The sequence below is a fragment of the Streptomyces sp. AF1A genome, assembly GCF_047340315.1.
Classification (GTDB): Bacteria; Actinomycetota; Actinomycetes; order Streptomycetales; family Streptomycetaceae; genus Streptomyces.
On the sequence record NZ_JBLEBI010000214.1, the window covers coordinates 1 to 10,375 of the forward strand.

10 protein-coding genes are annotated in these 10,375 nt (G+C 74.3%); 2 read left to right on the top strand and 8 right to left on the bottom strand.

The window, feature by feature from the left end:
* From ACLU3S_RS32860 to ACLU3S_RS32885, 6 genes are all read right to left on the bottom strand, one after another.
* Window positions 1-506 (bottom strand): hypothetical protein (locus ACLU3S_RS32860; protein ID WP_413955644.1); only part of this gene is annotated, 506 nt, incomplete at its 3' end.
* Between the two features lie 156 nt (window positions 507-662).
* Window positions 663-1,460 (bottom strand): type III pantothenate kinase, encoded by a 798-nt coding sequence (locus ACLU3S_RS32865; protein WP_413955635.1) that lies wholly within the window; start codon window positions 1,458-1,460, stop codon window positions 663-665.
* A gap of 5 nt (window positions 1,461-1,465) precedes the next feature.
* Window positions 1,466-2,443: a carboxylating nicotinate-nucleotide diphosphorylase gene (nadC, locus tag ACLU3S_RS32870; RefSeq protein WP_413955636.1), complete on the bottom strand. Its 978-nt coding sequence runs from the start codon at window positions 2,441-2,443 to the stop codon at window positions 1,466-1,468.
* 5 nt (window positions 2,444-2,448) lie between these two features.
* Window positions 2,449-4,170: an L-aspartate oxidase gene (locus ACLU3S_RS32875; RefSeq protein WP_413955637.1), complete on the bottom strand. Its 1,722-nt coding sequence runs from the start codon at window positions 4,168-4,170 to the stop codon at window positions 2,449-2,451.
* A complete protein-coding gene (panC, locus tag ACLU3S_RS32880; protein ID WP_413955638.1) occupies window positions 4,167-5,159 on the bottom strand; it encodes a pantoate--beta-alanine ligase in 993 nt (330 codons plus the stop codon). Before panC ends, ACLU3S_RS32875 begins: the two co-directional genes overlap by 4 nt.
* Window positions 5,156-6,103, bottom strand: coding sequence for a Rossmann-like and DUF2520 domain-containing protein (locus tag ACLU3S_RS32885; protein ID WP_413955639.1), 948 nt, complete (start codon window positions 6,101-6,103; stop codon window positions 5,156-5,158). Before ACLU3S_RS32885 ends, panC begins: the two co-directional genes overlap by 4 nt.
* 219 nt (window positions 6,104-6,322) lie before the next feature.
* Between ACLU3S_RS32885 and ACLU3S_RS32890 the strand changes: the two genes are divergently transcribed.
* On the top strand, window positions 6,323-7,504 hold the full coding sequence (locus ACLU3S_RS32890; protein WP_413955640.1) for a threonine aldolase family protein: 1,182 nt from the start codon (window positions 6,323-6,325) through the stop codon (window positions 7,502-7,504).
* A gap of 32 nt (window positions 7,505-7,536) precedes the next feature.
* On the opposite strand, the gene ACLU3S_RS32895 is transcribed toward ACLU3S_RS32890, so the two are convergent.
* Window positions 7,537-8,208 (bottom strand): response regulator, encoded by a 672-nt coding sequence (locus ACLU3S_RS32895; RefSeq protein WP_413955641.1) that lies wholly within the window; start codon window positions 8,206-8,208, stop codon window positions 7,537-7,539.
* Between the two features lie 99 nt (window positions 8,209-8,307).
* Window positions 8,308-9,513: a sensor histidine kinase gene (locus tag ACLU3S_RS32900; RefSeq protein ID WP_413955642.1), complete on the bottom strand. Its 1,206-nt coding sequence runs from the start codon at window positions 9,511-9,513 to the stop codon at window positions 8,308-8,310.
* Window positions 9,514-9,631: 118 nt separating this feature from the next.
* On the opposite strand from ACLU3S_RS32900, the gene ACLU3S_RS32905 reads away from it, so the two are divergent.
* Window positions 9,632-10,375, top strand: a 744-nt coding sequence (locus ACLU3S_RS32905; protein ID WP_413955643.1) for an SAM-dependent methyltransferase, incomplete at its 3' end; no start/stop codon positions are given.

Below are 10,375 nucleotides of genomic sequence, written 5' to 3' on the forward strand. Positions count from 1 at the left end.
GGCTTCGGGGTGGGCTTCTGTACGGGCTTCTCGGTCTTCTCCGGCTCTCCCGGACCGGCAGCGGCCGCGCCGCCCGGGAGGGCCAGCAGACGGGTCCGGGCGGGCGGTACGGCGGGCGCCGGGACCCTGCGGGCGCCCTGGGCGAAGCGTGCCCGCACGTCCTGTTCGGCCAGCGCCTGGCAGCGCTCCAGCAGGGCCGCCGCGGCGGCGTTCCCGCGCAGTGCCCGGAGCGCGGCGAGGTCGTCCGGCGTCGGCCGGTGCCCGGCGCCCAGGGCCTCCTCCAGGAGGCGGAGGTAGCCGGCCGCGGTGCCCGGGAGCGCGGCCCGGTACCGGCCGAGGTCGGCCACCAGGAAGGCGCGCAGCCTGGCCCCCTCGCACACCGCCTCGTCGAGCGACTCGGCGAGGCGGAAGCAGTCCTGGACGTCCTCGGCGGACGCTTGGCCGGGGTGGAGGGCGAGGGCGAGGGCACGGCGGAGCACACGCAGCTCCTCCGCGCCGAACGCCATGCCGCCGCGGGATCCGTATGGCGTGGGCATGCGGCGACGCTATCGCTAATCGGACAAAAGCGACGAATCGGTAAGTTGTTTCGCCGCGTGTCGCTGCCGGTTTCCCTCGACCGGGGCCACGGGACCGGCCCGGCGCCCTTCAGGGCGCCGGGCGCCTCACAGCCGCGACACGTTCCGCTCGTACACCAGCCGCAGCCCGATCAGCGTCAGCCAGGGCTGGTGCTCGTCGATCACGGAGGACTCCCCCAGCACCATCGGCGCGAGCCCGCCCGTGGCGATCACCCGCACGTCGTCCGGGTCGTCGGCCAGCTCCCGCGCCATGCGGGAGACCACCCCGTCGACCTGCCCGGCGAAGCCGTACACGATGCCCGCCTGCATGGCCTCGACCGTGTTCTTGCCGATCACGCTGCGCGGGCGGGCCACCTCGATCTTGCGCAGCTGCGCACCCTTCACGCCGAGCGCCTCCACGGAGATCTCGATGCCGGGCGCGATGACCCCGCCGACGTACTCCCCGCGCGCGGAGACCGCGTCGAACGTGGTCGCCGTACCGAAGTCGACGACGATCGCGGGGCCGCCGTACATCTCGACCGCCGCGACCGCGTTGATGATCCGGTCCGCGCCGACCTCCTTGGGGTTGTCGGTGAGGATCGGCACGCCCGTCTTCACGCCCGGCTCGACCAGGACGGCGGGTACGTCGCCGTAGTACCGCCGGGTGACCTCGCGCAGCTCGTGCAGCACCGAGGGGACGGTGGCGCAGATCGCGATGCCGTCGATGCCGTCGCCCAGCTCCTCGCCGAGCAGCGGGTGCATGCCCATCAGGCCCTGGAGCAGCACCGCGAGCTCGTCGGCCGTGCGGCGGGCGTCCGTGGAGATGCGCCAGTGCTCGACGATGTCCTCGCCGTCGAACAGGCCGAGGACGGTGTGCGTGTTGCCGACGTCGATCGTGAGCAGCATGGCCGTTACTCCGCCTCGCGCAGGTCCAGGCCGATGTCCAGGCTCGGCGAGGAGTGGGTGAGGGAGCCGACGGCCAGGAAGTCCACGCCGGTGTCGGCGTACATGCGCGCGGTGTCGAGGGTCAGCCGGCCGGAGGCCTCCAGCAGTGCCCGGCCGCGGACGATGCCGACGGCCTCGGCGCACTCGTCGGGTGTGAAGTTGTCCAGCAGGATCAGGTCGGCGCCCGCGTCGACGACCTCGCGCAGCTGGTGCAGGGTGTCCACCTCGACCTCGATCGGCACCTCCGGGAACGCCTCCCGCACGGCCTTGAAGGCCTGCGCGACGCCGCCGGCCGCGACCACGTGGTTGTCCTTCACCAGGGCCGCGTCGGACAGCGACATGCGGTGGTTGACGCCTCCTCCGCAGCGGACGGCGAACTTCTCCAGGGAGCGCAGGCCCGGAGTCGTCTTGCGGGTGTCGCGGACCTTCGTGGTGGTGCCCTCCAGGGCGTCCGCCCACGCGCGCGTGGCGGTCGCGATGCCGGACAGGCGGCACAGGATGTTCAGCGCGCTGCGCTCGGCGGTGAGCAGGTCACGCGTGCGCGTGGTGACCGACAGCAGCTTCTGCCCGGCCTCGACCCGGTCCCCGTCCTCGACGTGCCGCTCGACCTCGAACTCGTCCGTGCAGACCACGGAGAGCACGGCCTCGGCGACCCGGAGCCCGGCCACCACGCCCGCCTGGCGGGCGGTGAAGTCGGCGGTGGCGGTCACGTCCTCGGGGATGGTCGACACGGTGGTCACGTCCACGCCGCCGGCCAGGTCCTCCTGGATGGCCACGGTGGCGATGTCCTCGACCTCCACCGGGTCGAGTCCGGCGGCGGCCAGCAGCTCGGCGAGCGCGGGGTCGAGCCCGCACTCCAGGTACTCCTCGTCGCCGTCCGCGCCGCAGGCGCAGCCGTCGCCGCAGCCGCCGGTCGGGGCGAGGGGAAGGTCGTCGGTGCTCACGTGTGTCACTGCTCCTGGGGGCGCTGGTTGGACCGGGTCGGGGGGAAGTCTGCGGTGTCGGTCGTGCTCACGGCCAGCGACCGGTCCGGATTGAGCCGTACGACGATGTGGCGTCGCCAGTTGGTGTCGTCGCGCTCGGCACGGTCCTCGCGCCAGTGGCAGCCGCGGGTCTCCTCGCGCAGCCGGGCGGCGGCGACCAGGACGCGGGCCACGCACAGGAGGTTGGTGGCCTCCCAGGTGTCGACGCCGGGCTCGGCGGTCTTGCCGTTCTCGTCGAGCGCGTCGCGCGCGTCGGTGTGCAGTCGCTGGAGCTGCTCGGCGGCCTTGGCCAGGGACTCCTCGGACCGCAGCACGCCGGCGCCCTCGCTCATGATCCGCTGGATGGCGAACCGGGTCTCGGGGGCGAGCAGCGGGTGCGCGGGCCTGCCGGGGTGCGGGACCCGCTCGGGCACTCGCGTGCGCAGGCCGTCTCCGGCGTGGGCGGCGGCGATGTCGGCGGCGATCCGCTCGGCGTAGACGAGGCCCTCGAGGAGGGAGTTGGACGCGAGCCGGTTGGCACCGTGCACACCGGTGCAGGCGACCTCACCGCACGCGTACAGGCCGGGCACCGTGGTCCGGCCGTGGGCGTCGGTGCGCACGCCTCCGGAGGCGTAGTGGGCGGCCGGGGCGATCGGGATGGGATCGGTGACCGGGTCGATGCCGTTGGCACGGCAGGCGGCCAGGATGGTCGGGAAGCGGTGCTCCCACATCTCGGCGCCGAAGTGCCGGGCGTCGAGGAACATGTGCTCGGCGTCCAGCTCCTGCATCCGCCGCATGATGCCCTTGGCGACGATGTCCCGGGGCGCCAGCTCGGCCAGTTCGTGCCGGCCGAGCATGAAGCGCACGCCGTCGGCGTCGACCAGGTGGGCGCCCTCGCCGCGCACCACCTCGGAGACGAGCGGCTGCTGTCCCTCGGCGTCCGGGCCGAGGAACAGCACGGTCGGGTGGAACTGCACGAACTCCAGGTCGCTGACCTCGGCGCCCGCGCGCAGCGCCAGCGCCACGCCGTCGCCGGTCGAGACGGAGGGGTTGGTGGTCGCGGAGAACACCTGGCCCATGCCGCCGGTGGCGAGGACCACCGAGGGGGCGTGCACGGCGCCCACGCCGTCGTGCTGGCCCTCGCCCATCACGTGCAGCGTGACACCGGCCGTGCGGCCCTCGGCGTCGGTGAGCAGGTCCAGCACCAGCGCGTTCTCGATGGTGCGCAGCCCACGCGCGCGTACGGCCGCCACGAGCGCCCGGGAGATCTCCGCGCCGGTGGCGTCGCCGCCCGCGTGCGCGATCCGGCGGCGGTGGTGGCCGCCCTCGCGGGTGAGCTCCAGCTCGCCCGCGGAGGACTCGTCGAAGTGGGCGCCGGTGCCGATGAGCCGCCGCACCGCGTCGGGGCCCTCGGTGACGAGGATGCGGACGGCCTCCTCGTCGCACAGGCCGGCGCCCGCGACGAGGGTGTCGTCGAGGTGCTGTTCGGGGGTGTCGCCCTCGCCGAGGGCGGCGGCGATCCCGCCCTGCGCCCAGCGCGTGGAGCCGTCGTCCAGGCGGGCCTTGGTGACGACCACCGTGGTCAGCCCGGCGGCCTCGCAGCGCAGCGCCGCGGTCAGCCCGGCCACTCCGGAGCCGACGACGACCACGTCCGCGGAGATGGCCCAGCCGGGGGCGGGTGCGTGCAGTCGTATGCCTGTGCTACTCACGAGGCGGCTCCGAAGGTGAGAGGAAGGTTGTCGATCAGCCGGGTCGTGCCGACCCGGGCGGCGACGGCGAGGACGGCCTCGCCGGTGAAGTCGTCGCCGATCTCGGTGAAGTCGGAGGGGTCGACGAGGGCGAGGTAGTCCAGATGCAGCGGAGGGTCGAAGCGGGCGGCCTCGTCCAGGACCTGGCGGGCGGCGGCGCGGACGGCCGCGGGGCCGCCGGGGGACGCCGTGGCCACCGCGTGCGCGTCGGCGGCCGCCCGGGACTCCCCTATCGCGCTCAGCGCCTCGGCACGCGCGTGCGTGGAGGGCACTTCGCGGGCCCGCGCGCGCAGCGCCTCCTGCGCGGCGTGCCGGTCGCCGCCCGCGAACAGCGCGCGGGACAGCGCGAGCGCGGTACGGCGCTCGTCCGGCGACAGGTAGCGGTTGCGGCTGGACAGGGCGAGCCCGTCCTCCTCGCGCACGGTCGGTACGGCGACGATCTCGACGCCGAAGTTCAGATCGCGCACCATGCGCCGGATCAGGGCCAGCTGCTGGGCGTCCTTCTGGCCGTACAGGGCCACGTCGGGGCGGGTGAGGTGCAGCAGCTTGGCCACGACGGTGAGCATGCCGTCGAAGTGCCCGGGCCGCGCGCCGCCCTCCAGGCGCTCGCCCATGGGACCGGCCGAGATCCGCACCTGGGGCTCGCCGCCCGGGTAGACCTCGTCCACCGAGGGCGCGAACACCGCGTCGGCACCGGCCTGTTCGGCGATCTTCAGGTCGTCGTCGAGGGTGCGCGGGTAGCGGTCCAGGTCCTCGCCCGCGCCGAACTGCAGCGGGTTGACGAAGACGGTGACGACGACCTCGCCGTCCCGGCCGGCGGTCTCGCGGGCCGCGCGGATGAGGGTGGCGTGGCCCTCGTGCAGGGCGCCCATGGTCATCACGACGGCGCGGCGGCCCTGACGTACGCGCGCGTGCAACTCGTCCGCGGTGCTCAGCAGGGCGGTGGTCATCGGTCGTTCCCCTCGGTGCCGTTGGTGCCGTTCGTGCCGCCGGTTCCGTCGGCCAGCACACCGAGCAGGTCCTCGGCGAGCTCCGGCTTGAGCAGGCCGTGCGCGAGGGCCCGGTCGGCGGTCGCGCGGGCCATCGCGAGGTAGCCGGCGACGGTCTGCGGGGCGTGCGCGCGCAGCTCGCCGATGTGGGCGGCGACCGTGCCGGCGTCCCCGCGCGCGACGGGCCCGGTGAGGGCCGCGTCGCCGGAGCGCAGGGCGTTGTCCAGGGCGGCGCCGAGCAGCGGGCCGAGCATCCGGTCGGGGGCCTCGACGCCGGCCGTGCGCAGCAGCTCCATGGACTGGGCGACCAGCGTCACCAGGTGGTTGGCGCCGAGGGCGAGGGCCGCGTGGTACAGCGGGCGGTTCTCCTCGCTGATCCACTCCGGCTCGCCGCCCATCTCGATGACCAGGGCCTGGGCGGCCAGCCGCAGCTCCTCGGGCGCGGTGACGCCGAAGGAGCAGCCCGCGAGGCGCTGCACGTCCACGGGGGTGCCGGTGAAGGTCATCGCGGGGTGCAGGGCCAGGGGCAGCGCGCCCGCGCGCAGGGCCGGGTCGAGGACCTTGGTGCCGTACCGGCCCGAGGTGTGCACGAGCAGCTGTCCCGGGCGCACCGCGCCGGTCTCGGCGAGTCCTGAGACCAGTGCGGGCAGGACGTCGTCGGGGACGGTGAGCAGCACCAGGTCGGCGCGGTCCAGGACCTCGGCGGGCGGCACCAGCGGCACGCCCGGCAGCATGGTCTCGGCGCGCCGCCGGGAGGCGTCGGAGACACCGGAGACGGCCACCGGACGGTGTCCGGCGAGCTGGAGGGACGCGGCCAGCGCGGGACCCACGCGGCCGGCGCCGACGACACCGACGGTGAGCCGCGCGGGGCGGTCCTTGAGGTCTTGCTGGTGGACTGTACTCACGCGACGGCGGCCTTCCCGTTCCAGTCCGCTCCGGGTACCGGACGATGTACCGAACGATTTCTCGTCATGTTAACGCTATCTCGGTCCGGCGCCGACCGGTTGTCCACAGGCTGTGGGTTTCACCACGCCGTCCCCCGGTGCGCCGTGCCACGCCGTCCCCCGGTGCGCCGTGGGGAAACTCGGGTGCCCGCGCGGTCGCGGGAGGGCATCATCCGCGGCATGACTGATTCGGCTGAGCAGGACGAGCAGCGGGACGAGCAGCAGGACGAGCAGGGATCGGTGCGCGAGCGCCGGGCGATCGCCCAACGGGAGGCCCGGCGCACCCTGTCGCGCGCCGGTTTCCGGGGCACGCTCCGGGACCGTCTGACCTGGCTGCTGGAGGCGGCGTCCGAGGTCCACGACCTGGACGAGCCGGCGGACGTGTACGGCGACCGGGTCGTCGCGGCCCTGGAGGAGCGGGTCGCCGCGCTGCTGGGCACGGAGGCCGCCGCGTTCTTCCCCACCGGCACCATGGCCCAGCAGGTGGCCCTGCGCTGCTGGGCGGGTCGGACCGGCAACCCCGCGGTGGCCCTGCATCCGCTCGCCCATCCCGAGGTGCACGAACGGCATGCGCTGAGCCAGGTCAGCGGCCTGCGCCCGGTCCGGGTCACCGGTGAGCCCCGGCTGCCCACGGCCGCCGAGATACGCGACTTCGACGAGCCCTTCGGCGCGCTGATGCTGGAACTGCCGCTCCGGGACGCCGGTTTCGTGCTGCCCACCTGGGAGGAGCTGACCGAGGTCGTCGAGGCCGCGCGGGAACGCGACGCGGTGGTGCACTTCGACGGCGCGCGCCTGTGGGAGTGCACCGAGCACTTCGGGCGCCCGCTGCGGGAGATCGCGGCCCTGGCCGACAGCGTCTACGTGTCGTTCTACAAGTCCCTCGGCGGCTTCGGCGGCGCCGCGCTCGCCGGCCCGAAGACCCTGGTCGACGAGGCGAAGACCTGGCGGCACCGGTACGGCGGCATGGTCTTCCAGCAGTTCCCGACCGCCCTGTCCGCGCTCGTCGGCCTGGAGCGGGAGCTGCCCCGGCTGCCCGAGTACGTGCGGCACGCGCGCGTGGTGGCCGCGGCGCTGTGCGAGGGTTTCGCCGCCGCCGGGCTGCCGTGGGCGCGGGTGCACCCTCGGGCGCCGCACACCCACCAGTTCCAGGTCTGGCTGCCGTACGACCCCGAGGTGCTCATGGAGGCCGCGGTGCGCCAGGCGGAGGAGACCTCGGTGCTGCTGTTCGCGGGCCCCTGGGACCGGGGCGCGCCGGGCCTCGCGTGCACCGAGGTCACCGTCGGCGCGACCGGGCTGGAGTGGACGGCGGACGACGTACGGGCGGCCGTCACCGACTTCGTGAGCCGCCTGCCCAAGACGTGATCACGGCGGGCAGGCGGTGATCACCGTCGGCCTCAGCCGTGGCCGCCCGCCCGCACCAGTCCGGTCTCGTAGGCCAGCACCACGACCTGAACCCGGTCCCGCAGGCCGAGCTTGGTCAGGATGCGCCCCACGTGGGTCTTCACGGTCGCCTCGGACAGCACCAGCCGCTCCGCGATCTCGCCGTTGGACAGGCCCTGGGCGACCAGCACCATGACCTCGCGCTCCCGGTCGGTGAGGCGCTCCAGCTCCTTGTGCCGGGGCTCCTTGCCGGTGGAGGGCAGCATCGGCGCGAAGCGGTCCAGCAGGCGCCGGGTGGTGGAGGGCGCCACGACGGCGTCGCCGCTGTGCACGGCGCGGATGGCGGACAGCAGCTCGCCGGGCGGCACGTCCTTGAGCATGAAACCGGAGGCCCCGGCCTTCAGCCCCGAGAAGGCGTACTCGTCCAGGTCGAACGTGGTGAGGATGAGCACCTTGGGCGCGTCCGGCTCGGCGCAGATGCGCCGGGTGGCCTCCACGCCGTCGAGCTTCGGCATGCGGACGTCCATCAGGATGACGTCGACGGCGGTGGACCGCAGCACCTGGAGGGCCTCGACGCCGTCGCCCGCCTCCGCGACGACCTCCATGTCCGGCTGGGCGGCGAGCACCATCCGGAACCCGGTGCGCAGCAGCACCTGGTCGTCGACGAGCATCACGCGGATCGTCATGGGGTCCTCTTCCGTCCGTTCGGTCTTCGGTGGCGCCGGCCCGTGTGAGCTGCGGTCGGCCAGGGGGCGACAGGTGCCGGTGCGGGGCGTGCGCCGGTGTCAGTGCGCCGGTTTGAGCGGCAGCAGGGCGCTGATGCGGAATCCTCCGCCGGGGCGGGGGCCGGCGTCCAGGGTGCCGCCGACCATGCCGACGCGCTCGCGCATGCCGATCAGGCCGTGCCCCTGCCCGTCGGCGCCGCCCTCCTCGTACAGCTCGTGCGGGGCGCCCTTGCCGTCGTCCTCGACGAGCAGGCCGAGCCCGTCGTCGAAGTAGACCAGCCGGACACTCGCGCCGGCGCCCGGCCCGCCGTGCTTGCGGGTGTTGGTGAGCGCCTCCTGCACGATCCGGTACGCGGTGAGCTCGACCCCGCTGGGCAGCGGGCGGGGGGTGCCCTCGACCTTGAAGTCGACGGGCAGGCCGGAACTGCGGCACTGCTCGATCAGCTCGTCGATCTGGTCGACGTCGGGCTGCGGGACGTACTCCCCGCTCTCCTGGTGCTCCCCGGTGCGCAGCACGCCCAGCAGGCGGCGCATCTCGGCGAGCGCCTGCCGACCGGTCGAGGAGATCGTCTCCAGGGCCTTTCTGGCCTGGTCGGGGGCGGTGTCGAGGACGTAGGCGGCGCCGTCGGCCTGCACCACCATCACCGACACGTTGTGCGCGACGACGTCGTGCAGCTCGCGCGCGATGCGGGCGCGCTCGGCGGCGACCGCCACCTTCGACTGCGCCTCGCGCTCCTTCTCCAGACGGGCCGCGCGCTCCTCCAGCTGGGCGAAGTAGGCGCGCCGGGTGCGCATGGAGTCGCCGAGCACCCAGGCGAGCGCGAACGGCACCGTCTGGAAGACGGCTATGGCGATGTGCCCGAAGGGCCCGGAGTGCACGGCCGGCCAGCGGATCTGCGCGAGGGCGGCCGCGCACAGGCTCACGGTGAGGGCGAGCCGCGAGGCCCAGCGCGCGCCCATGGTCGCGACCGTGTAGGTGATCACCAGCATGGCGAAGTCGGCGACGGTCGTCTCGACGTCCAGCACCAGTTGGGCAAGCCCGGTCACGAGGGCCAGCAGCAGCATGTGCTCCGGGAATCGGCGGCGCAGCGCGACGACGACGCACAGGACCGCGGAGACGGCCATCCCCGCGGCGAGCGTGCCGTGGTGACCGGGCGCCCCGCTGAGATTGACCACGCTCAGGCTCGACAGCCCGAAGAGGACGACGGCCCAGAAGGTGTCGACCCATGTCGGGTGGCGGCGGAGGAAGTCATAGAGGCGCTGCACGTAACCCAGAGTAGGGAAACCGGATGCGTGCAGGGGTCAACCGGAGGGCCGATCCGGGTCCGGCGCGCGTACTCCGCAAGGTGGAGGCAATGATCATCTGTGCCCCTAGTCTGTTCGCGTGGTGGACGAGACCGGGGCGGAGAGTTTCCGCGAGGCGCGCGGCTGGCGCACGGCGGCACAAGCGGCGCTGTACGGGCCGGGCGGCTTCTATCTGCGCCCGGAGGGCCCGGCCGGTCACTTCCGTACGTCCGTGCACGCGTCGGCGCTGTTCGCGCAGGCCGTGGCCCGGCTGCTGTGCCGGGTCGACGAGGCGCTGGGCCGGCCCCCGGTGCTGGACTTCGTCGACCTCGGGGCCGGGCGGGGCGAGTTGGCCACCGGGGTGCTCGCCGCCCTGCCGGCCGGCGTGGCCGCACGCGCGCGCGTGTCCGCCGTGGAGATCGCGGGCCGTCCGGCCGGCCTGGACGAGCGGATCGCCTGGCGGAGCGAACCCCCGGACGCGCTCACCGGGCTGCTGTTCGCCAACGAGTGGCTGGACAACGTGCCCGTGGACGTCGTCGAGGTGGACGCGGCGGGCGTGCCCCGGCTGGTGCTCGTCGCGCCGGACGGCTCCGAGCGGCTCGGGGACCCCGTGACCGGTGCCGCGGCGCAGTGGCTCGCGCGGTGGTGGCCACTGCCGGCCGAAGAGGGGCGGCGGGCGGAGGTCGGGCTGCCCCGGGACGAGGCATGGGCGTCGGCCGTGGGCCGGGTGGCGCGCGGGCTCGCGGTGGCCGTGGACTACGCGCACGACGTGGACACGCGCCCGCCGTTCGGCACGCTCACCGGCTTCCGCGAGGGCCGCGAGACGGCGCCCGTGCCGGACGGC

Coding starts and splice junctions, on each gene's coding strand:
- panC (WP_413955638.1), bottom strand. CDS start 5,159: ATGACCACCGCCCTGCTGAGCACCGCGGACGAGTTGCACGCGCGCGTA.
- ACLU3S_RS32890 (WP_413955640.1), top strand. CDS start 6,323: ATGACTGATTCGGCTGAGCAGGACGAGCAGCGGGACGAGCAGCAGGAC.
- ACLU3S_RS32865 (WP_413955635.1), bottom strand. CDS start 1,460: ATGCTGCTCACGATCGACGTCGGCAACACGCACACCGTCCTCGGCCTG.
- ACLU3S_RS32895 (WP_413955641.1), bottom strand. CDS start 8,208: ATGACGATCCGCGTGATGCTCGTCGACGACCAGGTGCTGCTGCGCACC.